At 69.2% G+C, this 26,057-nt stretch carries 24 protein-coding genes; 17 read left to right on the forward strand and 7 right to left on the reverse strand.

Annotation, left to right across the window (positions count from 1 at the left end; translation table 11 throughout):
• Positions 1-90 precede the first annotated feature (90 nt).
• Both cysN and cysD read right to left on the reverse strand, forming a co-directional pair.
• Entirely contained in the window at positions 91-2,013 is a 1,923-nt protein-coding gene (cysN, locus tag AC3WLE_RS18990; RefSeq protein ID WP_492356679.1) for a sulfate adenylyltransferase subunit CysN, read from the reverse strand.
• The gene (cysD, locus tag AC3WLE_RS18995; protein WP_492356680.1) at positions 2,013-2,909 is read right to left on the reverse strand and encodes a sulfate adenylyltransferase subunit CysD; all 897 of its coding nucleotides are present in this window, start codon (positions 2,907-2,909) and stop codon (positions 2,013-2,015) included. The genes cysN and cysD overlap by 1 nt, the downstream gene beginning before the upstream one ends.
• Before the next feature lie 212 nt (positions 2,910-3,121).
• On the opposite strand from cysD, the gene AC3WLE_RS19000 reads away from it, so the two are divergent.
• The 4 genes from AC3WLE_RS19000 to AC3WLE_RS19015 are packed head-to-tail and all read left to right on the forward strand — an operon-like array spanning position 3,122 to position 7,239.
• Entirely contained in the window at positions 3,122-4,240 is a 1,119-nt protein-coding gene (locus AC3WLE_RS19000) for a DUF1214 domain-containing protein (RefSeq protein WP_492321076.1), read from the forward strand.
• Positions 4,237-5,430, forward strand: coding sequence for a sulfotransferase family protein (locus tag AC3WLE_RS19005; RefSeq protein ID WP_492356681.1), 1,194 nt, complete (start codon positions 4,237-4,239; stop codon positions 5,428-5,430). Before AC3WLE_RS19000 ends, AC3WLE_RS19005 begins: the two co-directional genes overlap by 4 nt.
• Positions 5,431-5,463: 33 nt before the next feature.
• Entirely contained in the window at positions 5,464-6,255 is a 792-nt protein-coding gene (locus AC3WLE_RS19010) for an SDR family oxidoreductase (RefSeq protein ID WP_492356682.1), read from the forward strand.
• Positions 6,256-6,273: 18 nt separating this feature from the next.
• Positions 6,274-7,239 carry an acetyltransferase gene (locus AC3WLE_RS19015; protein ID WP_492321079.1) on the forward strand — a complete coding sequence of 322 codons (966 nt, stop codon included), beginning with the start codon at positions 6,274-6,276 and terminating at the stop codon, positions 7,237-7,239.
• Between the two features lie 4 nt (positions 7,240-7,243).
• Here the strand turns inward: AC3WLE_RS19015 and AC3WLE_RS19020 are convergent, their stop codons facing one another.
• From AC3WLE_RS19020 to AC3WLE_RS19030, 3 genes are read right to left on the reverse strand one after another with little or no spacing between them, the layout of a single operon-like run.
• Positions 7,244-8,344 (reverse strand): 3,4-dihydroxy-2-butanone-4-phosphate synthase, encoded by a 1,101-nt coding sequence (locus AC3WLE_RS19020; RefSeq protein WP_492356683.1) that lies wholly within the window; start codon positions 8,342-8,344, stop codon positions 7,244-7,246.
• The gene (gene lipP1 / locus AC3WLE_RS19025; protein WP_492356684.1) at positions 8,341-9,297 is read right to left on the reverse strand and encodes a LipP1 family hormone-sensitive lipase; all 957 of its coding nucleotides are present in this window, start codon (positions 9,295-9,297) and stop codon (positions 8,341-8,343) included. The genes AC3WLE_RS19020 and lipP1 overlap by 4 nt, the downstream gene beginning before the upstream one ends.
• Before the next feature lie 33 nt (positions 9,298-9,330).
• Complete coding sequence (locus AC3WLE_RS19030) at positions 9,331-10,140, reverse strand: SDR family NAD(P)-dependent oxidoreductase (RefSeq protein WP_492321146.1); 810 nt, start codon at positions 10,138-10,140, stop codon at positions 9,331-9,333.
• A gap of 401 nt (positions 10,141-10,541) precedes the next feature.
• Here AC3WLE_RS19030 and AC3WLE_RS19035 point away from each other — a divergent pair, with 401 nt between their 5' ends.
• Positions 10,542-11,726, forward strand: coding sequence for a helix-turn-helix transcriptional regulator (locus tag AC3WLE_RS19035; protein WP_010814001.1), 1,185 nt, complete (start codon positions 10,542-10,544; stop codon positions 11,724-11,726).
• Between the two features lie 15 nt (positions 11,727-11,741).
• On the opposite strand, the gene AC3WLE_RS19040 is transcribed toward AC3WLE_RS19035, so the two are convergent.
• Positions 11,742-12,086, reverse strand: coding sequence for a VOC family protein (locus tag AC3WLE_RS19040; RefSeq protein ID WP_492321082.1), 345 nt, complete (start codon positions 12,084-12,086; stop codon positions 11,742-11,744).
• A 211-nt stretch (positions 12,087-12,297) separates the two neighbouring features.
• Between AC3WLE_RS19040 and AC3WLE_RS19045 the strand changes: the two genes are divergently transcribed.
• The 9 genes from AC3WLE_RS19045 to AC3WLE_RS19085 all read left to right on the forward strand — a co-directional run bounded on the left by AC3WLE_RS19045 (position 12,298) and on the right by AC3WLE_RS19085 (position 22,819).
• Positions 12,298-13,449 (forward strand): LLM class flavin-dependent oxidoreductase, encoded by a 1,152-nt coding sequence (locus tag AC3WLE_RS19045; RefSeq protein ID WP_492321083.1) that lies wholly within the window; start codon positions 12,298-12,300, stop codon positions 13,447-13,449.
• A gap of 193 nt (positions 13,450-13,642) precedes the next feature.
• Positions 13,643-14,836 carry an acyl-CoA dehydrogenase family protein gene (locus AC3WLE_RS19050; protein WP_492356685.1) on the forward strand — a complete coding sequence of 398 codons (1,194 nt, stop codon included), beginning with the start codon at positions 13,643-13,645 and terminating at the stop codon, positions 14,834-14,836.
• Between the two features lie 26 nt (positions 14,837-14,862).
• Positions 14,863-16,617: an FAD-dependent oxidoreductase gene (locus AC3WLE_RS19055; protein WP_492356686.1), complete on the forward strand. Its 1,755-nt coding sequence runs from the start codon at positions 14,863-14,865 to the stop codon at positions 16,615-16,617.
• Positions 16,614-17,150, forward strand: coding sequence for a flavin reductase family protein (locus AC3WLE_RS19060; protein WP_492321086.1), 537 nt, complete (start codon positions 16,614-16,616; stop codon positions 17,148-17,150). The genes AC3WLE_RS19055 and AC3WLE_RS19060 overlap by 4 nt, the downstream gene beginning before the upstream one ends.
• Positions 17,151-17,169: 19 nt before the next feature.
• Positions 17,170-18,876: an FAD-binding protein gene (locus tag AC3WLE_RS19065; protein ID WP_492321087.1), complete on the forward strand. Its 1,707-nt coding sequence runs from the start codon at positions 17,170-17,172 to the stop codon at positions 18,874-18,876.
• On the forward strand, positions 18,860-19,624 hold the full coding sequence (locus AC3WLE_RS19070) for an SDR family oxidoreductase (RefSeq protein WP_492321088.1): 765 nt from the start codon (positions 18,860-18,862) through the stop codon (positions 19,622-19,624). Before AC3WLE_RS19065 ends, AC3WLE_RS19070 begins: the two co-directional genes overlap by 17 nt.
• A gap of 27 nt (positions 19,625-19,651) precedes the next feature.
• Positions 19,652-20,713: a 2Fe-2S iron-sulfur cluster-binding protein gene (locus tag AC3WLE_RS19075; protein ID WP_492356687.1), complete on the forward strand. Its 1,062-nt coding sequence runs from the start codon at positions 19,652-19,654 to the stop codon at positions 20,711-20,713.
• Position 20,714: 1 nt separating this feature from the next.
• Positions 20,715-22,355 carry a FadD3 family acyl-CoA ligase gene (locus AC3WLE_RS19080; RefSeq protein ID WP_492356688.1) on the forward strand — a complete coding sequence of 547 codons (1,641 nt, stop codon included), beginning with the start codon at positions 20,715-20,717 and terminating at the stop codon, positions 22,353-22,355.
• Positions 22,355-22,819, forward strand: coding sequence for a nuclear transport factor 2 family protein (locus AC3WLE_RS19085; RefSeq protein ID WP_492356689.1), 465 nt, complete (start codon positions 22,355-22,357; stop codon positions 22,817-22,819). Before AC3WLE_RS19080 ends, AC3WLE_RS19085 begins: the two co-directional genes overlap by 1 nt.
• A 78-nt stretch (positions 22,820-22,897) precedes the next feature.
• Here the strand turns inward: AC3WLE_RS19085 and AC3WLE_RS19090 are convergent, their stop codons facing one another.
• A complete protein-coding gene (locus tag AC3WLE_RS19090; RefSeq protein WP_492321092.1) occupies positions 22,898-23,764 on the reverse strand; it encodes an SDR family NAD(P)-dependent oxidoreductase in 867 nt (288 codons plus the stop codon).
• Positions 23,765-23,972: 208 nt separating this feature from the next.
• Between AC3WLE_RS19090 and AC3WLE_RS19095 the strand changes: the two genes are divergently transcribed.
• From AC3WLE_RS19095 to AC3WLE_RS19105, 3 genes are read left to right on the forward strand one after another with little or no spacing between them, the layout of a single operon-like run.
• Entirely contained in the window at positions 23,973-24,392 is a 420-nt protein-coding gene (locus tag AC3WLE_RS19095; RefSeq protein WP_492321093.1) for a nuclear transport factor 2 family protein, read from the forward strand.
• Positions 24,389-25,246, forward strand: a complete 858-nt coding sequence (locus tag AC3WLE_RS19100) for an SDR family NAD(P)-dependent oxidoreductase (protein WP_116384509.1) — start codon at positions 24,389-24,391, stop codon at positions 25,244-25,246. Before AC3WLE_RS19095 ends, AC3WLE_RS19100 begins: the two co-directional genes overlap by 4 nt.
• A gap of 25 nt (positions 25,247-25,271) precedes the next feature.
• On the forward strand, positions 25,272-26,030 hold the full coding sequence (locus tag AC3WLE_RS19105; RefSeq protein ID WP_116384510.1) for a glucose 1-dehydrogenase: 759 nt from the start codon (positions 25,272-25,274) through the stop codon (positions 26,028-26,030).
• Positions 26,031-26,057 lie beyond the last annotated feature (27 nt).

A 26,057-nucleotide genomic window follows, 5' to 3' on the forward strand; every position in this document is an offset into this window, starting at 1 on the left:
CATGACTGGCGCCAGACGTGGCGGTAGTCCAGGGCAGGAATCCCTGTCCCATCGTACCGACCCCGTCCGTCGCCTCATCGTCCGTTCGGCCTAGGGCTTCTCCCGCAGCCACGCCACGATCCGCTCCGCCGCCTGCTCCGCGCTGTCGGCGGTGGTGTCGATGCGGATCTCGGGCCGCTCGGGCGGCTGGTACGGCGAATCGATGCCGGTGAAGTTCTTCAGCTCGCCGCGCCGCGCCTTGCGGTACAGGCCCTTGGGGTCGCGTTGCTCGGCCACCGCCAGCGGCGTGTCGATGAAGACTTCGACGAAATCGCCGTCGCCGGCCAGCGCGCGGGCCATGTCGCGTTCCGAGCGGAACGGCGAGATAAAGGACACCAGCACGATCAGGCCCGCATCGAGCATCAGCCTTGCCACTTCCGCCACGCGCCGGATGTTCTCGACGCGGTCGGCCTCGGCGAAGCCCAGGTCCTTGTTCAGGCCGTGGCGCACGTTGTCGCCGTCGAGCAGGTAGGTGTGGTGGCCCAGCGTGTGCAGGCGCTTTTCCACCAGGTTGGCGATGGTGGACTTGCCCGCGCCGGAGAGCCCGGTGAACCAGACGATGCGCGGCGACTGGTGCTTGAGCGCGGCATGGGCGCGGCGGTCCACGTCGATGGCCTGCCAGTGCACGTTCTGCGCCCGGCGCAGCGCAAAGTGCAGCATGCCGGCGCCGACCGTGTTGTTGCTGAGACGGTCGATGATGATGAAGCCGCCCAGCTCGCGGTTGCGCGCGTAGGGATCGAAGGCCACCGGCTGGTCCAGGTGCAGGTTGCACACGCCGATCTCGTTCAGCTCCAGCGTGCGCGCGGCCAGGTGTTCGAGCGTGTTGACATTGACCTTGTACTTGGGCTGCGCCACGGTCACGCCCACGGTGCGCGTGCCGAGCTTGAGCAGGTAGGGGCGCCCGGGCAGCATGGCGTCCTCGTTCATCCACACCAGCGTGGCCTCGAACTGGTCGGCCACTGCCGGCGGGTCTTCCGGGCAGGCCAGCACGTCGCCGCGGCTGATGTCGATCTCGTTCTCCAGCGTCAGCGTCACCGCCTGGCCGCGCATGGCGTGCTCGCACGCGCCGGCGGCGCCGACGATGCCGGCCACGCGGCTCTCGCGGCCCGAGGGCAGCGCGCGCACGCGGTCGCCACGGCGGATCTCGCCGGCGCTGACGGTGCCGGCAAAGCCGCGGAAGTCCAGGTTGGGCCGGTTGACCCACTGCACCGGCAGCCGGAACGGTTCGCCTTGCACGGGCGCGTTGTCGATCGGTACGTTCTCCAGGTGGGCCATCAGCGTCGGGCCGTGGTACCACGGGGTGTTCGCACTGGGCTCGGTGATGTTGTCGCCGCGCAGGGCCGACATCGGAATGCAGGTGATATCGGTCAGGCCGATCTGCCGGGCGAACTCCCGGTACTCGTTCTCGATGCGCGTATGGACCTCGCGCGAGTAGTCGACCATGTCCAGCTTGTTGACCGCCAGCACCACGCGGCGGATGCCAAGCGTCGCCACCAGGTAGCTGTGGCGGCGCGTCTGGGTCTGCACGCCGCGGCGCGCATCCACCAGCAGGATGGCCAGGTCGGCGGTGGAGGCCCCGGTGACCATGTTGCGCGTGTACTGTTCGTGCCCCGGCGTGTCGGCGACGATGAACTTGCGCTTGTCGGTGGCGAAGAAGCGGTAGGCCACGTCGATGGTGATGCCTTGTTCGCGCTCCGCGGCCAGGCCGTCCACCAGCAGCGCGAAGTCGAGGTCCTCGCCCTGCGTGCCCATTTTCTTCGAGTCGGCTTCCAGCTGGGCGAGCTGGTCTTCGAACAGCATCTTGGATTCATACAGCAGCCGGCCGATCAGCGTGCTCTTGCCGTCGTCGACGCTGCCGCAGGTGATGAAGCGCAGCAGGCTCTTGCTTTGCTGGGCGTGCAGGTAGCGGGCGATCTCGCCCGAGGTGCCGGCGGCTTGCGCATGCGCGGGCGCGGTGTCGATCAGGGTTTCCATCAGAAGTATCCCTCCTGCTTCTTCTTTTCCATCGATCCGGCCGAGTCGCTGTCGATCAGCCGTCCCTGGCGCTCCGAGGTGGTCGCCAGCAGCATTTCCTGGATGATGCCGCCGAGGGTGTCGGCCTCGCTCTCGATCGCGCCGGTGAGCGGGTAGCAGCCCAGCGTGCGGAAGCGCACCTTGCGCAGCTGCGGCGTTTCTCCGGGGCGCAGCGGCAGGCGCTCGTCGTCGACCATGATCAGCGTGCCGTCGCGCTCCACCACCCGGCGCTCCTTGGCGTAGTAGAGCGGCACGATGGGGATGTCGTTCAGGTAGATGTATTGCCAGATGTCCAGCTCGGTCCAGTTGGACAGCGGGAACACGCGCAGGCTTTCGCCCTTGCGCTTGCGGGTGTTGTACTGGCGCCAGAGCTCGGGGCGCTGCATCTTCGGGTCCCAGCGGTGCTGGGCGGTGCGTACCGAGAACACGCGCTCCTTGGCGCGCGACTTCTCCTCGTCGCGGCGCGCGCCGCCGAAGGCGGCGTCAAAGCCGTAGTGGTCCAGCGCCTGCTTCAGGCCCTGGGTCTTCCACACGTCGGTATGGACGGCGGAGCCGTGCTCGTGCGGGCTGATGTTGCGTGCCAGCCCCTCGGGATTCACATGCACGCGCAGGTCCAGGCCAAGCCGCGCGGCGGTCTGGTCGCGGAACGTGATCATCTCGCCGAACTTCCATGTGGTATCGACATGCAGCAGCGGGAACGGCGGCCGCGCGGGATAGAAGGCCTTCATGGCAAGGTGCAGCATCACGGCGCTGTCCTTGCCGATGGAATAGAGCATGACGGGGTTTTCGCATTCCGCCATCACCTCCCGCATGATGTGGATGCTCTCCGCCTCCAGTTGCTCCAGGTGGGTCAACATCGGGATCTCCTCTTGGTTTGCCGGTGCCGTGCAGGGATGTCGCGGCGGTCTGGCATGGCCACAAGGTAGCGAGCCGGGGCCCTTCGCCACTTCGTCCGGGCGGACTAAGAAATCGCGGGACGCGGCGCGCATTTCCTAGTCCACCCGGACGAGGCTGGGGCGGCCCCGCGCTCGGTATCGTTGCTTCGCCGACGAACCACGGGAGCAGGCAGATGGCGAACTCCGCCGAAGAACAAATGCTGAGCGGCCAGACCTGGGCCGAGTTTTGCGAGGTGCTCAAGCGCAGCGGGCAGCAGATCCTGCGCCCGGAGGCCCCGTCGGATGCGCTCACGCGCGCCGAGGGCTTCCGCTACCTGAGCCGCCTGCTGCGTATTGCGCTGGAGATGCATGTGGAATTCGCCGATCCGGCGTTTCCCGGCTTCTTCTCGCCGTCGCACGAAACCGCCAAGATCGGCGCGGACAATCCGGACAATCTCTATCGCTACGCACGCCTGGACGGCAGTGCCGAGTACCGCATCCGCGGCCGGCGCGGCACCGTGGCCTACCTGAGTTTCGGCACACAGAAGGGCGGCTACGAAACCGACGGGCGCATGGTCCAGACCGGCTTTATCGACTGCAACAAGCTGGCAGTGGCGGCGGATGGCAGTTTCGAGATCATCCTCAGCGCGCGCCAGCATGAAGGCAACTGGGTGCGCATGGAGCCGGGCACCAATGCGCTGGTGGTGCGGCAGACCTTTCTCGAGCGCAAGGCCGAGACCCCGGCCGAACTGCACATCGAGCGCCTCAATGGCAGCGGCAAGCCGCCCGTGCTAGATGCCGAACGCCTGCACGGCGGCCTGCTGCGCGCCGCGGGCTTTGTCGAGGGCACCGCGCGCATCTTCGCCGACTGGGCCCAGGGCTATGGCGGCCATGTCAATGCGCTGCCGCCCGCCGACCAGGCCGTATGCCAGGCGGCAGGCGGCGATCCCAACATCTTCTACTACCACTCCTGCTGGGCGCTGGCGGACGACGAAGCGCTGGTGGTCGAGGTGGACCGGGTGCCGGTCTGCGATTTCTGGAATTTCCAGATCAACAACTACTGGATGGAGTCGCTCGACTACCGCTACCACGACATCTGCCTGAACAAGCACAGTGCCCGGCTGGATGCCAACGGCGGCGTCACCGTCGTCCTCAGCGCGCGCGATCCGGGCCTGCCCAACTGGCTGGAAACCGCCGGCCACCGCAACGGCACCATGTGCTGGCGCTGGGTGGGGGCGGCGCAGCCGGTGCATCCGCGCACGCGCGTGGTCAAGCTTGAATCGCTCAGGAATGAATGCAGGGAGAACGCATGAACACCATCGCATCCGACGACACCGCAGTGCTTGACGTGGAGCGACTGCTGGCACAGGCCAGCGCACAGGCCGGCGGGCTGACTGACTTTGGCCCGGGCGACTACCGCGAGGCGCTGGAGGTGCTGTTTGACTCGCTTGCACGCGAAGCCGGGCTGTCGCCGCAGGGCGCGCAGATGCTGCAAGGCAAGCTGCAGGCGCAACTGGTGAACCGGCTGGTGATCCAGGACTACTGCCGGCGCCATCCCGAAATCCTGGAAGAGCGCGTCGACGATCCGCTGGTGATCGTCGGCCTGCCGCGCACCGGCACCACGCTGCTGCAGCGCATGCTGGCCACGGACGCGCGCTTCCACTCGGCGGCGTGGTGGGAAACGCGCTACCCGGCGCCGCTGCCCGGCGAGCACGTGCGCGACGCCGGCCGGCGCATCGGGCTGGCGCGCGAGGAAGTGGCGCAGATGATCCGCTTTATCCCGGACATCCTCGCCATCCATCCGCTCGACGCGATGGCGGCCGACGAGGAATTCATGCTGATGGAGCATTCCTTCCTGTGCGCGATGGATTCCTACGCCAACGTGCCGTCCTATACCGACTGGCTGGCGCGGCAGGACCACACCCAGGTCTATGCCTGCCTGAAGACCATGCTGCAGTTCCTGCAGTGGCAGAAGCGGCAGCGCGGCGAGGCGCCGGCGCAGCGGTGGGTGCTGAAGACGCCGCAGCACCTGCATACGCTGGAAATCCTGTTCCGGGTCTTCCCCGGCGCGCAGGTCGTGCTGACCCATCGCGACCCCGCCCAGACCATTCCGTCGATGGCCAGCATGGCGCATACGCTGTGGAAGCTGTACGCCGACGCGCCCGATGCCGCCACGGTGGGGCGGCAGTGGAGCGGGCAGATGCAGCGCGCCACCGCCCATGCCATGACGGTGCGCGACGGTCTGCCTGCCGATCGCTTCCTCGACGTGCGCTTCGAGGATACGGTGAGCGATCCCTTCGGCGTGGCGCAGGCGGTCTACCGCTTTGCCGGCATGCCGCTGACCGAGTCCGCGCGCGCCGGCATGTGGGCGTGGATGGAGGGCAACCCGCGCAACCAGCGCGCGGCCCACGCTTATACGCTGGAGCAGTTCGGACTGAGCCAGGAACAACTGGAACGCGATTTCGCCGGCTACCGCGCGCGGCACATCCTGAAGCAAAACTAAGACAGCGCACTGCGCATCACAGGAGACAACACCATGCTGTTGAAAGACAAGGTCGTCATCGTGTCGGGAATCGGTCCCGGGCTGGGCGTCAAGCTGGCCGTGGAGGCGGCGCGCGAAGGCGCGCGTGCCGTTGCCATCGCCGCGCGCACCGCGGCGAAGCTGGACGACGCCCAGGCCCGCATCGATGCACTGGGCGCCGACTGCGAAGTGCTCAAGGTGGTGACCGATATCACCGACCGGACCCAGTCCCGGCACCTTGCCGGCGAGACCATGCGCCGCTTCGGGCGCATCGACGCGCTGGTCAACAGCGCCTTCCAGCACGGCAACTTCCCCGAGCCGGTGGAAGCGGCCGACCTGGACGTCTGGCGCCAGGTGTTCGACACCAACGTGTTCGGCACCATGACGCTGACGCAGGAAGTGGCGGCGCTGATGAAGCCGCAGGGCGGCGGCGCCATCGTCATGATCAACACCCAGGCCACGCGCAAGCCGATGCCCGGCGAATCCGGCTACGCGGCGTCCAAGGGCGCGCTGGCGGTGGCGGTCAAGTACCTGGCGCGCGAACTGGGCCCGCATGGCATCCGCGCCAACAGCATCTTCATGGGCTGGATGTGGGGCGAGCCGGTGCAGGGCTATGTGCGCCACGCCGCGGCCGAGCAGGGCGTGAGCGAGGACACCGTGGTCGCTCCGGTGACCGCGCAGATTGCGCTGGGCCGCATGCCGACCGACGACGACTGCGCGCGCGCGGCGCTGTTTCTCGTGTCAGACTACGCCAGGGCCATCACCGGCGCTTCGCTCGACGCCAACGGCGGCGATTTCATGCCCTGAGTCCTGACCACACCTGCCATGACACGCTACTTTGCCTTCAACGGCGATGCCGACGGCCTGTGCGCCCTGCAGCAGCTGCGCCTGGCGCATGCCGGCGACGCCACGCTGGTCACCGGCGTCAAGCGCGATATCCGGCTGCTCGAGCGCATCGACGCCGGGCCCGGCGACACCGTGACCGCGCTGGACATCTCGCTAGAGCAGAACCGCGATGGCCTGATGCGGCTGCTCGGCGCCGGTGCGCGGGTGGACTACTTCGACCACCACCATGCCGGCGAACTGCCCGGGCATGCCGGCCTGCGCGCGCATATCGACGAGGGGCCGGAGGTCTGCACCAGCCTCCTGGTCGACCGCCACCTGGACGGCTGCCACCGGCGCTGGGCGATCACCGCCGCGTTCGGCGACAACCTGGGCAGCGTGGCGCGCGCGCTGGCGGCGCAGGCGGGGCTGGGCGAGTGCGAAACCGCGGTGCTGGAACAGCTGGGCACGTGCCTGAACTACAACGCCTACGGCGAGTGCGTGGCGGACCTGCATTTCGATCCCGCCGAGCTGGCGCGGCACATGCTGCCGTTTGCCGACCCGCTGGCCTTCGCCGCGCAATGCGGCGCCTATGCGGTGCTGTGCGACGGCTATGCGGACGACATGACCCGCGCGCGCTGCCTGGCGCCAGCGCACGAAGTGCCCGGCGCCGCGCTGCTGGTGCTGCCTGACGCGCCGTGGGCGCGGCGCGCGATCGGCGTGCTGGCCAATGAGCTGGTGCGCGGGCGGCCCGGCGACGCCATCGGCCTGCTCTCGCCGAAGTCCGGCGGCGGCTTTGCCGTCAGCGTGCGGGTGCCCGCCCACAGCGCCACCGGTGCGGCCGATTTCTGCCGCGGCTTCGAGACCGGCGGCGGCCGGCGCCTGGCAGGCGGCATCAACCACCTGCCAGACGCCGACGTGGAGCGCTTCACGCGCAGCTTTGCCGATTGCTTCGGTCCCCGTTCCTGACGAGTCAGCACGGCGGCACGAACTCGGTGACCTCCAGGTCGAAGCCAGTGACGGCGCGATACGGCACCGGATGGCTGAGCAGGCGCAGCTTGTGCGCTCCCACATCGCGCAGGATCTGCGCCCCGACCCCCAGCGCGCGTTGCGCGAAGGCCAGCGCCGGCGTGGCGGCGGCCGGCGCTGCCAGCCGCTCCAGCCGCTGCTGCGGCGATTCTCGTTCATCCAGCAGCACCAGCACCCCGCAACCTTCGGCGCCGATGCGGGCGAGCGAGCGCTCCAGGTTCCAGGCGGGCAGGGCCGGCGTGCCGAAGCCCAGTACGTCGCGCTGCATTTCCACAGTCTGAACGCGCGTCAGCACCGGCTGCCCAGGATCGGGCTGGCCCAGCACCAGCGCAAGATGAAGCGCATCCACCGGCGCGTCGTGGTAGGCGTGCACGGTGAAGCATCCGAAGGGCGTGGCCAGTTCCGTCGAATGCGTGCGGCGCAGCGCGCTTTCGGTCAGCAGCCGGTGGTGGATCAGCCCGCTGATCGAAACCGCCGGCAAGCCGTGGTGCCGCGCGAAGGCCAGTAGCGCGGGGCCGCGCAGCAGGTCGCCGTCGTCATCGAGCAGCATCGCATAGGCGCCGGCGGCGACGCGCCCGGCCAGCGCCGGCAGGTCGGAGCAGGCCTCGGCAAAGCCCGCGCGGCGCAGCACGCCGTCGGGCTGGGCCACCACCGGGAAGATGTGGCCGGGCTGGACCAGGTCATGCGGCTGCGCGCGCGCTGCCGCCGCCACGCGCAGCGTGAGCGCGCGGTCGGCGGCGGAGATGCCGGTGCTGACGCCGCTGGCCGCTTCGATCGATACCGTGTAGCGCTCGCGCTGGCGGTGGTTCGCGGCCATCGGCGGCAGCTGCAGCAGCGCGCGGCGCGCCTCGGTGATCGCCATGCAGACCAGGCCGCGCGCCTCGGCGGCCATGAAGTTGACGTCGGCCTCGCTGGCGCGCTCGGCTGCAACCAGGACGCAGCCGGTGGCCTCGTCGGTCTCGTCCTCGATCACCAGCACACGCTGGCCCGCGGCCAGCGCCGCCAGCACGTCGGCCATCGGCGGCAGTGTGGTGGCGGGGCTCATGCTGCCTCCTGCCGGCTGGTGCTGCCGAAGGCCTGCCGCAGCGATGCCGCGGCCGCATCCAGCGCATCGCTGGCGGCATCGATCATCCCCTGCATGCTGATAAAGCCGTGGAACTGGCCGGGCCAGCGGCGCACGGTGGCGTTGCCGCCCGCGCGCTGCAGGGCCTCGCCATAGGCCTCGCCCTGGTCGCGCAGCGGGTCGTATTCCGCGGTGATGATGGTGGCTGGCGGCAGGCCGTGCAGCTCGCGCTGGTGCAGCGGGCTGGCGCGCACATCGGTGGCGTCCGCCGGGTTGGCCAGGTACTGGGCGCGATACCAGTCCAGTTCCGCGGCACTGAGGAAGTAGCCCTGCGCGCATTCGCGGTAGCTGGCGCTGGCGGCCGCGGCGTCGCTGCAGTCCAGGTAGGGGTAGAGCAGCAACTGGTGCCGCAGCGCGATGCCGCTGCCGCGCAGCTGCTGGCAGGCAACGGCGGCAAGGTTGCCGCCGGCGCTGTCGCCGGCCACGGCAAGGCGGGCCGGGTCGGCGCCCAGTTGCGCCGCATGCGCGGCGGCCCAGCGCACGGCCGCGACGGCGTCGTCGGCCGCGGCCGGGAAGCGTGCCTCCGGCGCGAGCCGGTAGTCGACCGACAGCACCAGCGCGCCGCTGCGACGCGCCAGGCCGCGGCAGATGTTGTCGTGCGAATCGAGGCCGCAGAGGACAAAGCCGCCGCCATGGAAATAGACCACGAGCGGCAGTGCGGTGCTGTCGTCGGGCCGGTACAGGCGGGCCTTCAGCTGGCCTGCGGCGCCATCGATGGTGAGATCTTGCTGCGCGGCGACGGTGTCGCCGGGCGCGAACGCGGGCATGGCAGCCAGCGCGGCACGGTAGTCGGCCGCGCGCAGGGTGGAGAAGTCGGGGCTGGGCATGGCGGCCATGGCTTCAAGCACGGCGCGGGCCTGGGGATTGAGCGGCATGGGGTCTCCTGGATTGCGGTGGGGAAATCAGTGTCAGAGCGCGAATGCCGGCGTGGTGCCGGCGGCAATGCCTTGCGCGCGCGCCAGCGCCGCATGCACGGCCTGCTCGTGCGGCAGGATCCAGAACTGGCCGGCCGAGACCCCGTCCAGGATGTAGCGCGCGACCGCGTCCGGCGTCATGCCGGCGGCAATGCCGCTGCGCAGCGCGCCGTTCATGTGGTCCACCTCCTGCGCGCCGCCGCCGTCCAGGCCCGCAGCGATGCCGGTGGCCACCGGCCCGGGGCAGACCACGGACACGCCCAGCGGCAGGCCCGCGGCCTGCAGCTCCAGCGCGAGCCCTTCGCTGAGCGCCACCACCGCCTGCTTGGACAGCGTGTAGGGGGCCAGCCAGGGCCCCACGGCGAGGCCGGCCATCGAGGCCACGTTGACGATATGGCCGGCGCCTTGCGCCGCCATGCGCGGCACGAAGCAGCGCAGCGCGTGCAGCACGCTCCACAGGTTGACGCGCATCACGTGGTCGAACACTTCCGGCGGCAGCTCCCAGCAGCGGCCGGTGACGAGCACGCCGGCGTTGTTGACCAGCAGGTCGACACGGCCCAGGCGCACGAAGCTTTCCTCGCACAGGTGCTCGATCTGCCGCGCGTCGCAGACGTCGGTGGGGATGGCGATGACGTTTGCCCCCTGGCCGGCAAGCGCCTCGCGCACCGCTTCAAGCGCGCCGGCGTCGATATCGGCCAGCGCCAGCGCGTAGCCTTGCGCTGCCAGCGCCTGCGCGAGCGCGCGGCCGATGCCGCTGGCCGCTCCGGTGATCACTGCGGCTTGCTGCCGCGGGTTTGCCGCCATGGTCATGTTTCTCCGTGAAAAGAAGGCGGCGGGGATCGCCGCGCATGGCTGACTTGTAGCGGCAGCGCGGCGGCACGGCATCGTCTGTTTGGGTAGGAGGGCGGCGTCACATGGTGTCTAGGGGTTTGCCCTCGACAGGCCGGGATGGGTCTGTCCTTAGTCTGTTTGGAGTATGTGTTCGGCCCGCCGGCGCGTGAGGATTGGCCTGTCCCGCAGGACTAGTCCGGCCAGCGTGTGCAGCCGGTCTTGCCTAGGGCAAACCATGAAGGCGGGGGGCAAGCCGCGACCCCTTTGCCGTCCCTATAATCAGGGCATAAAAAAGGGCCACAGAGCCCGTAGCAGGCCAGCGCCGACCCGGCACGCCCGAAGCGCTGCGCACGCCACAATGGAGACAGAGGAAAATGCTGATGGAGGTTAGCCAGAACCAGGCGGCCGCACACCTGTTCGCGCAGGCGACGGTGTCGCTGTCGGAGTTCAGCACATTGCTGGGCAATATCTACCAGGGCCCGATGGAGCAGGTGCCCTGGGGCAAGGCACTGGAACAGATCCGCCGCCAGCTCAACGCCAACTATTGCACCCTGATCCTGCGCTCGCCGGCCACGGACCGGCCCGGGCTGATGATCAATGCGTCCGAGCATGGCTCGACCCTGCCGGGCGAGACCTCCTACAACAACTACTACTACGCGCTCGACCCGTTCATCGGCCTGCCGTCGGACCGGGTGGTGACCATCGATGAGCATCTCGGACCCGGCGCCTGGTGCCAGAGCGAGCTCTACCAGCAGTTCCTCAAGGACATCGGCATCCGCTACATCCTTGGCGCGGACCTGCGTACCGATGACGGCGTCGAATGCCGCTTCCGCGTGTGCCGCGAGCATGACGGCCGCGACTTCTCCGCCGCGGACAAGGCGCTGTGCACCGCGCTGCTGCCGCACCTGAAGCGCGCGGTGGACCTGCACTCGCGCATCGACGTGGTTGAATCCGAGCGCACCGTCTATGCCAGCGCCATCGACCGCATGCTGGTCGGGATGGTGATCCTGGACGAGTCCGGCACCATCATCAAGACCAATGCGGCCGCCGATGAAATCCTGGGCGCCAAGGATGGCATCCGTGTCGCCAAAGGCAGCCTGGACGTGGAATACGGCCAGGAGAACCGCAAGTTCCAGCGCCTGCTGCGCCAGGCCATGATGGGCCACCTCGGCACCACGCCGGCGCTGATGGAAGCGATGTCGATCACGCGCCCGTCCGGCAGCGCCAGGCTGGGCGTGCTGATCCGCACCATCCCGCTCAGCGAGTGGTCCGAGGACAACCGCAAGCGCCCCGCCTGCGTGGTGTTCATCCGCGACCCCGAGCGGCGCTCGCAGGCCTCGCACGAGGTGGTGCGCCAGCTGTTCGACTTCACCCCGGCGGAGACGCAGCTGGCGCTGCAGCTGGCCAACGGGCTCACGCTCGATGAGGCCGCGGACGAGCTCGGCATCAGCAAGAACACGGCGCGCGCGCACCTGCGCGCGATTTTCTCCAAGACCGGCGTGACCCGGCAGGCCACGCTGGTGCGCATGCTGCTGAGCAGCGTGATTTCTCTCGGCTAAGCCACGTAACGCACGTCAGGGCTTTGCGCTGAGCACCAGCGCAAAGCCTTCCGGCGTTTCCAGCACTGCGCGCGTCTCATGCGGCCCCTGCGCCGCGGGCAGCGTTACGCTGGCGCCGGCACCCACCAGCCGCGCCATCGCCGCGGCGATATCGTCAGCCTCATCCACCTTGAAGGCCAGCGCGGGCTGGTCCACCAGGCGTTCCTCGCCGGCCACCAGCGCCAGCGTCAGCGCGCCCGCGTCGAGCGCGCAATAGCGGTTTCCGTCGCGAAACTTCACCGGTAGTCCGAGTCCTTCCGTGAAGAACGGCAGCGCGGTGTCGATGTCCGCGACGGGGTAAAGCAGCAGCCTGGCTTGCATGATGTCCTGATCCTCCTGGTGAAAGCGGGCGTGATGCCCGTGGCCAATGATAGGGATGCTCCATGTCCTGTTCATAATCCAATCAGACGATGTTGCAACGCCTTGCGCCGACCACACTGCGATCACACAGGCCGTTTCGGGCCGGTGGCGCGGCAACGGGCGGCGCCCCGGCGGCGGTCCTGAACCATCAATGCCAGACAAGGGGACTGCAATGCGTTTTTCACTGATCTATGAAGCCCAGACCGTCGATGCCTCGCGTGCCGGCGACCACAAGGTGTTCGATGAAATCATGGAACAGGTGGTGCTGGCCGAGGACATGGGCTTTGACGTGGTCTGGGCGGTCGAACACACCGCACTGACCAACTATGCGCACATGAGCGCGCCGGAAACCTTCCTGGCCTTCGTCGCCGGGCGCACGCAGCGCATCGGCATCGGCCACGGCGTGGTGTGCCTGCCGCCGGCGATGAACCATCCGGTCAAGGTGGCCGAGCGCATCGCCACGCTGGACATCCTGTCCGGCGGCCGCGTGCACTTCGGCGTGGGCAAGGGCGGCACCCAGCAGGAGGCCGGCACCTTCGGCTACGACCTGAACAGCCTGCACCCGATGATCGACGAGTCGATGTACCTGATCCCGAAGATCATGACGCAGGACGAGATCGAGCATGACGGCGAGTTCATCAAGATCCCGCGCCGCCCGATCCACCCCAAGCCGCGCCAGGACCCGCACCCGCTGATGTACCTGGCCTGCACCAATGCCGACACGCTGCAGCGCGCCGGCGCGCGCGGCATGGGCGCGCTGGTGCTCGGCTTCGGCGGCCCCGAGGATGTCGCCAAGAAGAACGAGATCTACCGCGCTGCGTGGGAGACCCGCAAGCCTGAGGACCAGGTGGGCTTCCGCCCGCACCAGCACCTGGCCGCGCTGTGCCCGACCATCGTGCTGGACGACGGCGTGGCCGCGCGCAAGATCGGCATCAAGGGCCAGCGCTACTTCATGGAGTCGCTGTCGTACTGGTATGCGGGCGGCGAGCGGCCCGATCCTTCGAAGTGGGACGACGAGCATGTCACCGCCACGGACGCGCAGGGCAAGGCCGTCATCAACACGAACTTCGCTTCCGAGAAGGTTTCGGTGGATTTCAGCGACCCGGCGATGATGATGCTCAACCCGAACCATGCCTACGGCACGGTGGAGGACTGCATCGGCTACGTGCAGCGCCTGATCGATTCCGGCGCCGACGAGATCCTGTTCATCTGCCAGATGGGCACGGTGCCGCAGTGGGCGCAGCTGGAAACCATCCGCAATATCGGCGAGCACGTGATCCCGCACTTCCGCAAGCAGGGACGGAAGCTGCGCGCGCTGGCTTGATCGGCGCTATGCAAGCCTGCGGGTTTGCTCCCCTCTCCCGCTTGCGGGAGAGGGGCAGGGGGAGAGGGCCAGCACATCCACGAAGTCCCACTCACCAAATCGCGACATAGCTAGTCCCAACAGACGATGGCACCCGGCCCCACCGGTGCAAACATCAAGGCCAGCTACAAGACCAAGCAACAAGGAGACCGCGGTGCATCACGACAACAATTCCAAGGAACTGGCGGCACGGCTGATCGCGCGTGCCGAGCAGATGATTCCGGTGCTGGCCGAGCGCGCCGCGCAGGCCGAGGCCGAAGCGCGCATTCCCGCCGAGACCATCGCCGACATGCAGGCCGCGGGCTTCTTCAAGGTGCTGCAGCCCCGCCGCCACGGCGGCTACGAACTCGATCCGCAGACCTTCTTCCGCATCCAGATGGCGCTGGCCAAGGGCTGCATGTCCACCGCCTGGGTCTATGGCGTGGTCGGCGTGCACAACTGGCAGCTGGCGCTGTTCGACGAGCGCGCGCAGCAGGAAGTGTGGGGCAGCAACCCTGCCACGCTGATCGCCTCGACCTATATGCCGGTGGGCAAGGTCACGCCGGTCGAAGGCGGCTATCGCTTCTCCGGCCACTGGAAGTTCTCCAGCGGCAGCGAACTGTGCGACTGGATCTTCCTGGGCGGGCTGGTGCCGCCGGCCGAGCCGGGCGGCGCCTATGACTACCGCACCTTCCTGCTGCCGCGCTCCGACTACAAGATCGTGCGCAACTGGGATGTGCTGGGCCTGCGCGCGACCGGCAGCCACGACATCGTGGTCGAGGACGTGTTCGTGCCCGAGTACCGCACCCACCGCGCCGTCGATGGCGCCATGGGCACCAGCCCGGGGCTGGCGGTCAATGACGTGCCGCTGTACCGGCTGCCGTTCGCGCAGATCTTCGTGCGCGCGGTGTGCACCGCCTGCATCGGCGCGCTGGAAGGCACGCTCGATGACTTTGTCGCCTATGCCGACGGCCGCGTCAGCAGCAACGGTGGCGGCAAGACCGCGGAAGACGGCGGCGCGCAGATGGCTTGCGCCAACGCGCAGGTCGCCATCGACGAGATACGGACCATCCTTGAGCGCAATTTCGACGAGCTGCTGGCCGTTGCGCGTGAAGGCGGCCAGGTGCAGACCCCGCGCCGCCTGCATTTCCGCTACCAGTCCGCGCAAGTGGCCGAGCGCTGCGCGCAGCTGGCCAACGGCCTGCTGCGCTATGCCGGCGGCAACGGCATCTACCGCAGCAACCCGATGGTGCGCCGCTTCCTCGATCTGCATGCGGCCCGCGCCCACTACGCCAACAACCTGGACCGCTTCGGCCAGAACCTGGGCGGCGTGATGATGGGCCGCGCCAACACTGACTTCTTCATCTGAGCCGCGCGCCGGCACGGAGACCCAATATGAGCCAGAGCAGAGCGCGCATGCAGCCCAGCGAGTTCGACGTGGTGGTGGTCGGCTCGGGCGCCGGCGGCATGCTGGCCGCCTGCCGCGCCGCGGACCGCGGACTGTCGGTGGTGGTGCTGGAAAAGAGCAGCCAGTACGGCGGCACCTCGGCGGTGTCCGGCGGCGGCATCTGGATTCCGCTCAACCACCATATCGCGCCGGCGGGCGGGCGCGACGACTACGCCACGGCGCTGGAATACATCCTGGCGTGCGCCGGCGAGCACGGCGATCCGCAGCGCGTGCGCGCCTATCTTGAGCAGGCGCCCCGCATGCTCCAGTACCTGGAGCAGCAGGCCGGCGTGCGCTACTACACGCTGCCGCGCTACGCGGACTACTTCCAGAAGGTTCCGGGCGCGATGCCGGGCTACCGCGCGCTCGACCCGATGCCGTTCGACGGCGCGCAGCTGCGCGAGGAATTCGCGCGGCTGCGGCCGCCGTCGCCGGGCACGCTGGTGGGCGGGCGCGTGGCCGTGACCTCGGCCGAGGCGCATGCGCTGCTGTGCCGCACGCCCGGCTGGCTGGGCCTGGCGGTGCGCCAGTTTGCCCGCTACTGGCTGGACCTGGGCTGGCGCCGCAAGACCCGGCGCGACCGCCGGCTCACGCTCGGCAACAGCCTGGTCGGCGGCCTGCGGCGGGCCATGATGGACCGCGCGATTCCGCTGTGGCTCGACACCGCGCTGCAGGACCTGATCGTAGAAGACGGCACCGTCCGCGGCGTGCGCGCGGTGCAGGACGGGCGCGTGGTGGAGATCCGCGCGCTGCGCGGCGTGATCCTGGCCGCCGGCGGCTTCGAGCGCAACCAGGCCATGCGCGAACAGTACCTGCCGCAGCCGACCCAGGCCGCCTGGAGCGCGACCCCGCCCAACAACACCGGCGACGGCATCCGCGCCGCCCAGGCCGCCGGTGCCGGCGTCGCGCTGATGTCCCACGTCTGGGGCGCGCCCACCGTGCATGTGCAGGGCGAGGAAAAGCAGCGCGCGCTCTTTATCGAGCGCGCCATGCCCGGCTGCCTGGTGGTGAACGGGCAGGGCCGGCGCTTCGTCAACGAGGCCGCGCCGTATTCCGAGTTCGTTCCCGCCATGTACCGCGACCACGAGAAAACCGGCAGCAGCGTGCCGGCGTGGATGGTGTTCGACGCCACCTTCCGCCACAAATATCCGTGCGGGCCGATCCTGCCCGGCTCGGTCATGCCGGACCGCAGCATTCCGGCAGGCCTCGCCGGCATCCTGGTGCGCGCCGACTCGCTGGCGCAGCTGGCACAGCAGATCGGTGTCGATGCCGGCGGCCTGGCCGACAGCGTGGCGCGCATGAACCACTATGCGGCCACCGGCGTGGACGAGGAGTTCGGCAAGGGCGACAACCTGTTCGATACCTACTACAGCGACCCGGCAGTGCGGCCCAACCCGTGCCTGGCGCCGATCGGCAAGGCGCCGTTCTACGCCGTGCGCATCGATGCCGGCGACATCGGCACCAAGGGCGGCCTGGTGACGGACGCCGGCGCGCGCGTGCTGCGCGACGACGGCTCCGCCATCGCCGGACTGTTCGCCATCGGCAATACCAGTGCCTCGATGATGGGCACCAGCTATCCCGGCGCGGGCTCCACCTTGGGCCCGGCCATGACCTTCGGCTTTATCGCTGCCGACGTGCTCTCGCAGAACGCGCGCCAGCCTGCCGCCGCGCCCCATGCTCAAACCGTACAGGAGGCCTTATGAGCGCCAGTCAAGACAAACGCGCCGAACCCAGCACCGCGCTGCGCGACGACATGTTGATGGCGATGCGCCGTATGGCGCGCTCGGTGGCGGTGATCAGCTGCCGCCATGGCGAGCGCCGCTATTCGATGTCCGTGACCGCGGTCGATTCGCTGTCCGCGGACCCGCCTTCGCTGCTGATCTGCATCAACCGCAATTCTTCGATCTACCCGCCGCTGGATGCCGGCGCGGACTTCTGCATCAACCTGCTGGCAGCCGACCACCGCGATATTGCGGTGGATTGCAGCGGACGCCTCAAGGGGGAAGAGCGCTTCACCAGTGGCGAGTGGGAGGACGACCTGCTCGGCGTGCCGTGCCTGCGCGATGCCCAGGCGAACCTGGTGTGCCAGCAGGATGGCCGCTTCGACTACGGCACGCACGCGGTCTTCATCGGACGCCTACGCGAGGTAAAGCTGGCTGGCGAGGTGTCGCCGCTGGTCTATGTCGATGGTGCCTACACCACGTCCGCGCCGCTTGGCGCACTGTGTTCGGCCTGAGCCGGGAGCGCAAGCCAGCATGTACCCTCCGACCGATTCCGCCACGCCGGTCCACGCGCCGCTGCGCCTGGACGATCCGGACGCCCACCCGTGGCAGGCCGCGTGCGATGCCGTGGTGGTGGGCTTCGGCGCCGCCGGGGCCTGCGCCGCGCTGGAAGCCGCGCATGGCGGCGCGCGCGTGATCGTTGCGGAACGCTTTGAAGGCGGGGGCGCCAGCGCCAGGAGCGGCGGGGTGGTCTACGCCGGCGGCGGCACGCCGTACCAGTCCGCCGCGGGCTATGCCGATACACCGCAGGCGATGGCGGCCTACCTGCGCCAGGAGACCGGCGCGGTCGTCAGCGATGCCACGCTGCAGGCGTTCTGCCAGCGCAGCCGCGAGATGATCGGCTGGCTCGAAGGCCTGGGCGTGCGCTTTGCCGCCACCGTGCCGCCGCGCAAGACCTCTTATCCGGCGCAACCCTACTACCTCTACTACTCCGGCAACGAAGCGGTCGCCGCCTACGCGCAGCACGCCGCGCCCGCGCCGCGTGGTCACCGCGTGAAAGGCCCCGGCATGTCCGGCCGCACGCTGTACGGCGTGCTGCGCGCCGCCGTGCAGGCCCGGCCGGAGGTGACTGTGATGCGCCAGACCGCGGCGCGGCGGTTGATTCTCGACCAGGACGGCGCGGTCGTCGGCATCGAGCTGTGGCAACTGCCGCCGGGCCGCCACCAGAAACGCCACGCCCGCCTGGCGCGCCTGGCCGAGCGCCTGCACAACGCAGCGCCTGCGCTGGCCGACCTGCTGCGCGAGCGCGTGCTGCAACTGGAACTGCGCCATGCGCGCCCGGTCGCGGTGCGCACCGGCGCGGTGGTGCTGGCCACCGGCGGCTTTATCTTCAACCGCGCCATGGTGGCGCGCCACGCCGGCAAGTACCTGCAGAACTGGCGCCTTGGCGCGACCGGCTGCGACGGCAGCGGCATCCGCCTCGGCGAGTCGGCGGGCGCGGCCACGCGGCACCTGGAGCGGGTCTCGGCATGGCGCTTCATCAATCCGCCGTTCGACTGGGCGCGCGGCTGCGTGGTCGATGCGCAGGGTGCGCGCATCGGCAACGAGGAAACCTACGGCGCCACCCTTGGCCACGCCATCTGCGAACGGCACGGCGGGCGGGCCTGGCTCATCCTGAACCGCGAACTGGCGCGCGCGGCGCTGCGTGAATGCCTGGGTGGCCGGCTGTGGGCCTTCCAGGCCTTGCCCGCGGCGCTGCTGATGCTGGCCGGAGCGCGGCGCGCCGCCACCCTCGAAGCGCTTGCCGGCAAGCTGGGCATGCCCGGCGCGGCGCTGCGGGCGACCGTCGATGCCTATAGCGCCGCGGCCCGCGGCGAGATCCCCGATCCGGCCGGCAAGTCGGCGCCGATGTGCGCGTCGCTCGAAACCGGGCCGTGGCTTGCCATCGACATCTCGGCCAACAGCCGCGTCTTTCCGTGCCCTGCCATCACGCTGGGCGGATTGTCGGTGGAAGAGTCCAGCGGCCGTGTACTGGCCGCCGCTGGCGGGGCGCCCATTCAAGGGCTCTACGCCGTGGGCCGCACTGCCGTTGGCATCGCATCCAACCATTACGTAAGCGGCCTGTCGCTTGCCGACTGCATCTGGTCGGGGCGCAACGCGGGCCGGCACCTGACACGACAGCCTGCCGGCGACCGGCAGGCACACACCAACGAGGAGACCACCCATGAGCCAACGTACTGAAGGAAAGATCGCTATCGTCACCGGGGCCGCCAGCGGCGTCGGCAAGGAAGACGCGCTGCTGTTGGCGCGCGAGGGCGCGCGCGTGGTGCTGACCGACCTCAACGAGGAAGCGGGCCATGCCCTGGCGCGCGAGATCGGTGAAACCGCGCTGTTCGTGCCGCATGACATCGCCAGCGAAGCCGGCTGGCAGCAGGTGATGGCGCGCACCGAAAAGCAGTTCGGCGCGCCCAGCGTGCTGGTCAACAATGCCGCCATCCTGTTGCTGGGTTCGGTCGAGGACGCCACGCTGGAGCAATGGCAGCGCGTGATGCGCATCAACGCCGACGGCTACTTCCTCGGCTGCAAGTACGGCGTGGCCGCGATGAAGGCGGGCGGCGGCAGCATCGTCAACATGTCGTCGGTGGCGGCGCTGGGCGGCATGGGCGCGTTCTGCGCCTACAGCGCCAGCAAGGGCGCGGTGGCCGCGCTCACGCGCGCGGTGGCGGGGCACTGCAAGCAGAGCGGCTACCGGATCCGCTGCAACTCGATCCACCCGGACGGCATCCTTACGCCGATGACCGCGGCCTTCCTGCCGGGCGGCGCCACGGCCCTGCCGGAGGAGGTGGGCGGCGCCGAGCCGATGCAGCGCATGTGCCATCCGCGCGACGTGGCCAACCTGGTGCTGTTCCTGGCCTCCGACGAATCGCGCTTTGTCAACGGTGCGGAACTGCGCATCGACAACGCGCAGACCATCATGGGCGTGGCCTGACCCCGCCCCAAGCAGAAGAAGGACATCATGGCGCCAGTGCAATTCCACCGGCTGCAGATCGCCGAAGTCGTCACGGAAACGGACCAGGCGCATTCGCTGGTATTCGCGCTGCCGGACGGTCTGCGCGATGCGTTTGCCTACCGTCCCGGGCAGTTCCTGACCCTGCGCGTGCCCGTCGACGGCGTGCCGCTGCAGCGCTGCTATTCGCTGTCGAGCACGCCTGAGGTGGACAACGCGCTGCGCGTGACGATCAAGCGCGTGCAGAGCGGGCGCGTGTCCAACTGGATCTGCGACCATCTGGGCGCGGGCGATACGGTCGAGGTGATGCCGCCCGCCGGGGTGTTCACCCCGCCCGCGCTGCATGGCGATTTCCTGCTGCTGGCCGGCGGCAGCGGCATCACCCCGGTGCTGTCGATCGCCAAGGCGGCGCTGCGCCACGGGCGCGGCGCGGTCACGCTGGTCTATGCCAACCGCGACGAGCGCTCCATCATCTTCCGCGAGGCGCTTGCGGAACTGGCACGAAGCCACCCCGGCCGGCTGCGCGTGATCCACTGGTTGGACAGTGTGCAGGGGCCGCCCACGCAGCGCCAGATCGAGGAACTGGTGCGGCCGTGGAGCATGGCGCAATGCTTTGTGTGCGGGCCCGGCCCGTTCATGGACGGCGCCCAGGCCGCGCTGCAGGCACTGGGAGTGCCGCGCGGGCAACTGCATGTCGAGCGCTTCGTGTCCTTGCCCGATGTGCCGGCGGCCAAGGCACCGGCAAGCGGGACCGCCAGCGCGGGGGACACCGCCCCGGCATCGCCCGCGATGCGCGGTGCCGCGCTGACCGTGCAGCTCGACGGCGAGACCCACCACGTCGGCGTGGCGCCGGACGAAACCGTGCTCGATGCCCTGCAGCGCGCCGGCGTGGCCGCGCCCAATTCCTGCCGCGCGGGGCTGTGCGGCGCCTGCATGTGCCAGGTGACGCAGGGCGACGTGACGCTCGGCGAGAACCATGTGCTCGACCGCGCCGACCTGGAGGCGGGCTGGACCCTGGCTTGCCAGGCCCGCCCGTCCAGCGCCGAAATCCACCTGAAGTTCCCGGATTGACATGACCCCATCTGACATCATCGACGCCATTGCGGCACCGGCCGGCCTCGACCTCGACCTCGCCGCCGCCAACGACGACACTGCCGCGACCATTCCCGAGCTGGTGCGGCGCGCGGCCAGGCGCCACGGCGAGCGCATCGCCATCCAGGAAGACGGGCTGCGCCTCACCTACGCCGCGCTCGACGCCAGCCGGATACAGGCGGCCCGGGCGCTGATGGCGCTGGGCGTGCAGCCCGGCGACCGGGTTGCCGTCTGGGCGCCGAACTTCTCCGAATGGATCATCGCGGCGCTGGCCACGCACAGCATAGGCGCGGCGCTGGTGCCGCTCAACACGCGCATGAAGGGGGCCGAGGCCGGTGCCGTGCTGGCCGACAGCGGCGCGCGCCTGCTGTTCTGCGTCGACGCTTTCCTCGGCGAAAGCTATCCGCAGATGCTGGCGCCACACCGCCCCGCCACGCTGGAGCGGCTGGTGATCCTGCGCCCCGGGCAGGGCCGGACGCCCGGCCCCGACGAGCTGGCCTGGGAAGCCTTCCTCGCGCTGGCGCCACAGGCGGACATGGCGGCGTTCGCCAGTCGCGAGGCCGGCGTGCGCGGCGACACGCTGATGGACATCATGTTCACCTCGGGCACCACCGGGCGTCCCAAGGGGGTGATGACCGCCCACGCACAGAACCTGCGCGCGATCGACGGCTGGGCAGCCATCACCGGCGTGCGGGCGGGCGACCGCTACCTGATCGTCAATCCGTTCTTCCATACCTTCGGCTACAAGGCCGGCTGGCTTGCCGCGCTGTCGCGCGGCGCCACGGTGCTGCCGCACCTGGTGTTCGACGCCGAAGCGGTGATGACGCGCGTGGAGAACGAGCGCATCACGGTGCTGCCCGGGCCGCCGACGCTCTACCAGACGCTGCTCAACGCACCGCGCCTGCGCGAGTTCGACCTGTCCACGCTGCGCGTGGCGGTGACCGGCGCCTCGGCGATCGCACCCGCGCTGATCCAGCGCATGCGCGACGAACTCGGCTTCGACACCATCATCACCGGCTATGGGCTGACGGAATCGTGCGGCTTCGCCACGCTGACCCGCGCCGGCGATGACGCCGAAACCGTCGCAGGCACATCCGGCCGCGCCATGCCGGGCATCGAGATCCGCTGCATCGATGCGCAGCGGCAGCCGGCCGCCACCGGCCAGCCGGGCGAAGTGCTGGTGCGCGGCTACAACGTGATGCAGGGCTATTTCGGCCTGCCCGACGCCACCGCCGAGGCCATCGACAGCGATGGCTGGCTGCATACCGGCGATGTCGGCACGCTCGATGCGCGCGGCTACCTGCGCATCACCGACCGCATCAAGGACATGTTTATCGTGGGCGGCTTCAACTGCTATCCGGCGGAGGTGGAAAAGCTGCTGGTGGCGCATCCGGCCGTGGCCCAGGTGGCGGTGGTGGGCATGCCGCACGAGCGGCTCGGTGAAGTGGGGCGTGCCTACGTGGTGCTGCGCCACGGCGCGCGCGTGGACGCCGAAACCCTGATCGCCTGGGCGCGCCGGCACATGGCCAACTACAAGGTGCCGCGCGAGGTGCTGTTCGTGACGTCGCTGCCGGTCAGCGCGGCAGGCAAGGTGTTGAAGTACCAGTTGCGCGAAGCCTGATGAACAAGGAACCGATCATGACCGACATTGCCGCCGTTGCCGACCGTGTCGCGCGGCTGGAAGCCGCGGAGGCGATCCGCGCGCTCAAGCTGCGCTACCTGCGCGCTTGCGATGACAAGGACCCTGACGCGATGCGCGCCTGCTTCGTGCCGGACAACGCGCATATCCACTATGACCGGATCGGCAGCTTTGCCGGGCGCGAGGCGCTGGTGCAGTGCTTTGCGGAGCTGGCGTGCCGGCCAACGCTGCGGGAGATGCATTTTGCGGGGCAGGCGGATATCCGTGTGCTGAATGACAGCACGGCGCAGGGTAGCTGGGATCTGGCCTACCTGGCGCTGGATGATGCCAGTGGCTCGCGTACGTTCCTGACCGGGCGCTATGCGGATGAGTATGTGCGGGTTGATGGGGCGTGGATGATCCGGTCGACGGTGTTTACGACGGGGTTGTTGTCACAGGGAGGGTAGAAGGCCGCGCTTGTTTTGCTCCCCTCTCCCGCTTGCGGGAGAGGGGAGCGTATGCGAAGGGTGATGGCTAGTCCAACCCTATTCCACAATCGCCGGATGCACCGGCGGAGGCCCGCCCAGTGCCTGCCGGTACGACGGCGGCTGCACCCCCTCGGCATCGACGATGCCATAGGCCAGCGCCGCCTCGGCGCCGATCAGCACGCGACCGGATTTATCCATCAGCGCGGGGTCGCGATACAGCGCATCGATAATCCGCCCGGTGAACTCCGGCGTCTCCGCCACCGGCGCGAAGCCCGCGTACTTGTCCGGATGCTTCTCCCATACCCGCAGCGTGCGCGCCGTGCGCAGTGGCCCCATCCACAGCGACACCGCCGCGACGCCGTAGGGCCGCAGGTCGACCGCCATGTCATGCGCGAACTTGTCGATGCCCGCCTTCTGCGCCCCATAGGCCGGACCGTGCATATAGCAGTTGGCGCCAAATGACGAGGTGAACACGATCAGCCCGCGGCCCTGCGCTGCCATGACGGGCGCGGCATGCCAGCTGGCGACGTAGCCTGAGCGCAGGCCCACGTCGAGAATCCCGGCCATCTCCAGCGGCTTCTGCCAGAACGGCCCCGGCATGATGAGCTCGTCGTGCAGGAAGGTCGCATTGTTGACCAGGATGTCGATCCGACCAGATTCCTCTCGCACCCGCGCGAACAGACGCGCCACTTGCGCATCGTCGCGATGATCGCAAGCGACCGCGATGCCGCGCCCGCCCAGCGCATCGATCTCGCGCGCCGTGGCGTGGATGGTGCCGGGCAGCGGCGCGCTGCCTTCCTGCTCGGTGCGTCCGGTCACGTACACCGTAGCGCCCGCCGCACCGAGCGCCAGCGCGATGCCCTTGCCGGCACCGCGCGAGCCGCCCGTGACGACGGCGACGATGGCCTGTTCCGCCTGCTTCATGTGTGTCTCCTGTGTCATTGATGTCATTGAAGCTTGGGGCGGGCGCGGCGTCGCTACATCCTTCGTTCGGACTAAGCGGTATCCGGTCCGGATACTCCACGCGGACGATGGCCCCCGGCGCGGCAAGGCCGACGATAGTCCCCATCCCAACGACTGTCCGCGCTGCATATCGCGGCGCTGGCGGTCACAACAAGGAGTGAGACTGGCCATGTCTGAACTGGAGTGCAAGGAAGCCATCCATGCCCTGACCTGCCGCTATGCGCAGGCGGTGGACCGGCGCGATTTCCCGAAACTGGCGGCGCTGTTCACGGCGGATGCATGGCTGAGCGGGCCGGGCTTCCGCATGGAGGGAGCGCAGGCGATTGCTGACGGCATGGCATCGCTCGGCCAGTACAGCGCCACGCAGCATCACGTGCACCAGCAACTGGTCGACGTCGATGGCGATACCGCGACCGGCGAAACCTATTGCGTGGCCAACCACCTGTACGAACAGGACGGCGTGCCGCGCAAGCTGGACTGGGGCATCCGCTACCAGGACCGCTTCGTGCGGCGCGGCGGCCAGTGGCGCATTGCCGCGCGCGAGCTGGTGGTGGACTGGACGCAGGACCTGCCGCTGCGGGGGGCATGATGACGACGACCCGTGTACTGGAAGGCAAGACCGCCCTCGTCACCGGCGGCGCCGGCGGCATCGGTGCGGCCAGCGCGCTGGCGCTGCTGCGCGACGGCGCGACGGTGGTCCTCATGGGGCGGCGGCGCGAAGCGCTGGAAGCGGCACGGCGCAGCCTGTGCGCGCAGGTGGCCCGCGCCACCGTGGCAATCAGCGTCGGCGACGCTTGCCGCGAGGATGACGTCCAGGCCGCGCTGCAGCAGGCCTGGGAGCTGCAGCAGCGCCTCGATATCGTGGTCGCGACCGTTGGCGGGGGCGGTTTCCGTCCGCTGCTGATGCATGACGCGGCCTCGCTGATGGCGGAGCTGGAGCTGAACATCGCCAGCGCATTCCTGGCGGTGCGCCACGCGTCGCCGCTGATGGCACCGCATGGCGGCGCCATCGTCTGCATCTCGTCGAACGCGGCGCGCATGACCTGCCGCTGGCTGTCGGCGTACTGCGCCGCCAAGGCGGGGCTGGAAGCGTTCGTGCGCGCCGCGGCCGAGGAGCTGGCGGGATGCGGCATCCGCGTCAATGCGGTGCGGCCGGGACTCACCCGCTCCGGCGCGACCGGGCCGATGTTCGACAACCCGGCCATCCTCGACAAGTTCGTCGCGCAGATGCCGCTGGGCCGCGCCGGCGAACCGGACGACATTGCCAGCGCGGTGCGCTACCTGGCAGGACCGGAATCGGGCTGGGTGACCGGACAGAGCATCGCCGTGGACGGCGGCAGCGAACTGCGCGGCAATCCCATCCTCGATGAAACCGTGGCTGCGGTGTATGGCGAAGCCGCGCTGCAGGCCGTGCTGGCCGGCAGGATTCCCGAAGCCGGCTGAAGCCGGCAACCCAAGGAGATAAGCAATGAATCAAGTCAGGGACAAGGTTGCGCTGGTCACCGGCGCGGCCAGCGGGGTAGGGCGCGCCGATGCGCTGCTGCTGGCGGCCGAAGGCGCGCGCGTGGTCATCAGCGATGTCAACCAGGAGGGCGGGCAGGCACTGGCCCGCGAGATCGGGGATGCGGCCATGTTCGTGCGCCACGACATTGCCAGCGAGGAGGACTGGCGCAAGGCCATGGCCGCCACGCAGGACCGCTTCGGCCGGCTCGACGTGCTGGTCAACAACGCGGCCATCTGTCCGCTCGGGTCGATCGAGGAAACCTCGCTCGACAGCTGGCGGCAGGTCATGCGGGTCAATGCCGACGGCTATTTCCTGGGCTGCAGGTTCGGTGTGCAGGCGATGAAGGGCAACCCCGCCGGGGGCTCCATCGTGGTGATGTCGTCGGTGGCGGCGCTGGGCGGGCTGCCGATGATGTGCGCGTACAGCGGCGCCAAGGGCGCCGTTACCGCGCTGACGCGCAGCGTGGCCGTGCACTGCAAGCAGAATGGCTACCGGATCCGTTGCAACTCGATCCATCCCGATGGCGTCTGGACGCCGATGACGCAGGCGCTGGTGCCGGACCTGGATCCGGCCACGCTTGGTATCGGTACGGACCCGATGGCACGCATGTGCCAGCCGGAGGATGTGGCCAACCTGGTCCTGTTCCTGGCTTCGGACGCGTCGCGCTTTATCAATGGCGCGGAATTGCGCATCGATAACGCGCAGTTGATCTCGGGGCTGTAAGGCCCGCTGCGGCGGCCCGCGCAAGCA

Source organism: Cupriavidus sp. FW306-1B-F12B (assembly GCF_058781795.1).

What these genes read in the sequence shown, in the direction of transcription:
- AC3WLE_RS19005 (WP_492356681.1), top strand. Translation starts at nt 4,237, where the DNA reads ATGAACACCATCGCATCCGACGACACCGCAGTGCTTGACGTGGAGCGA.
- AC3WLE_RS19070 (WP_492321088.1), top strand. Translation starts at nt 18,860, where the DNA reads ATGAGCCAACGTACTGAAGGAAAGATCGCTATCGTCACCGGGGCCGCC.
- AC3WLE_RS19055 (WP_492356686.1), top strand. Translation starts at nt 14,863, where the DNA reads ATGAGCCAGAGCAGAGCGCGCATGCAGCCCAGCGAGTTCGACGTGGTG.
- AC3WLE_RS19065 (WP_492321087.1), top strand. Translation starts at nt 17,170, where the DNA reads ATGTACCCTCCGACCGATTCCGCCACGCCGGTCCACGCGCCGCTGCGC.
- AC3WLE_RS19060 (WP_492321086.1), top strand. Translation starts at nt 16,614, where the DNA reads ATGAGCGCCAGTCAAGACAAACGCGCCGAACCCAGCACCGCGCTGCGC.
- lipP1 (WP_492356684.1), bottom strand. Translation starts at nt 9,297, where the DNA reads ATGCCGCTCAATCCCCAGGCCCGCGCCGTGCTTGAAGCCATGGCCGCC.
- cysD (WP_492356680.1), bottom strand. Translation starts at nt 2,909, where the DNA reads ATGTTGACCCACCTGGAGCAACTGGAGGCGGAGAGCATCCACATCATG.
- cysN (WP_492356679.1), bottom strand. Translation starts at nt 2,013, where the DNA reads ATGGAAACCCTGATCGACACCGCGCCCGCGCATGCGCAAGCCGCCGGC.
- AC3WLE_RS19100 (WP_116384509.1), top strand. Translation starts at nt 24,389, where the DNA reads ATGATGACGACGACCCGTGTACTGGAAGGCAAGACCGCCCTCGTCACC.
- AC3WLE_RS19090 (WP_492321092.1), bottom strand. Translation starts at nt 23,764, where the DNA reads ATGAAGCAGGCGGAACAGGCCATCGTCGCCGTCGTCACGGGCGGCTCG.
- AC3WLE_RS19020 (WP_492356683.1), bottom strand. Translation starts at nt 8,344, where the DNA reads ATGAGCCCCGCCACCACACTGCCGCCGATGGCCGACGTGCTGGCGGCG.
- AC3WLE_RS19015 (WP_492321079.1), top strand. Translation starts at nt 6,274, where the DNA reads ATGACACGCTACTTTGCCTTCAACGGCGATGCCGACGGCCTGTGCGCC.
- AC3WLE_RS19010 (WP_492356682.1), top strand. Translation starts at nt 5,464, where the DNA reads ATGCTGTTGAAAGACAAGGTCGTCATCGTGTCGGGAATCGGTCCCGGG.
- AC3WLE_RS19095 (WP_492321093.1), top strand. Translation starts at nt 23,973, where the DNA reads ATGTCTGAACTGGAGTGCAAGGAAGCCATCCATGCCCTGACCTGCCGC.
- AC3WLE_RS19080 (WP_492356688.1), top strand. Translation starts at nt 20,715, where the DNA reads ATGACCCCATCTGACATCATCGACGCCATTGCGGCACCGGCCGGCCTC.
- AC3WLE_RS19105 (WP_116384510.1), top strand. Translation starts at nt 25,272, where the DNA reads ATGAATCAAGTCAGGGACAAGGTTGCGCTGGTCACCGGCGCGGCCAGC.
- AC3WLE_RS19035 (WP_010814001.1), top strand. Translation starts at nt 10,542, where the DNA reads ATGCTGATGGAGGTTAGCCAGAACCAGGCGGCCGCACACCTGTTCGCG.
- AC3WLE_RS19075 (WP_492356687.1), top strand. Translation starts at nt 19,652, where the DNA reads ATGGCGCCAGTGCAATTCCACCGGCTGCAGATCGCCGAAGTCGTCACG.
- AC3WLE_RS19040 (WP_492321082.1), bottom strand. Translation starts at nt 12,086, where the DNA reads ATGCAAGCCAGGCTGCTGCTTTACCCCGTCGCGGACATCGACACCGCG.
- AC3WLE_RS19030 (WP_492321146.1), bottom strand. Translation starts at nt 10,140, where the DNA reads ATGGCGGCAAACCCGCGGCAGCAAGCCGCAGTGATCACCGGAGCGGCC.
- AC3WLE_RS19045 (WP_492321083.1), top strand. Translation starts at nt 12,298, where the DNA reads ATGCGTTTTTCACTGATCTATGAAGCCCAGACCGTCGATGCCTCGCGT.
- AC3WLE_RS19085 (WP_492356689.1), top strand. Translation starts at nt 22,355, where the DNA reads ATGAACAAGGAACCGATCATGACCGACATTGCCGCCGTTGCCGACCGT.
- AC3WLE_RS19000 (WP_492321076.1), top strand. Translation starts at nt 3,122, where the DNA reads ATGGCGAACTCCGCCGAAGAACAAATGCTGAGCGGCCAGACCTGGGCC.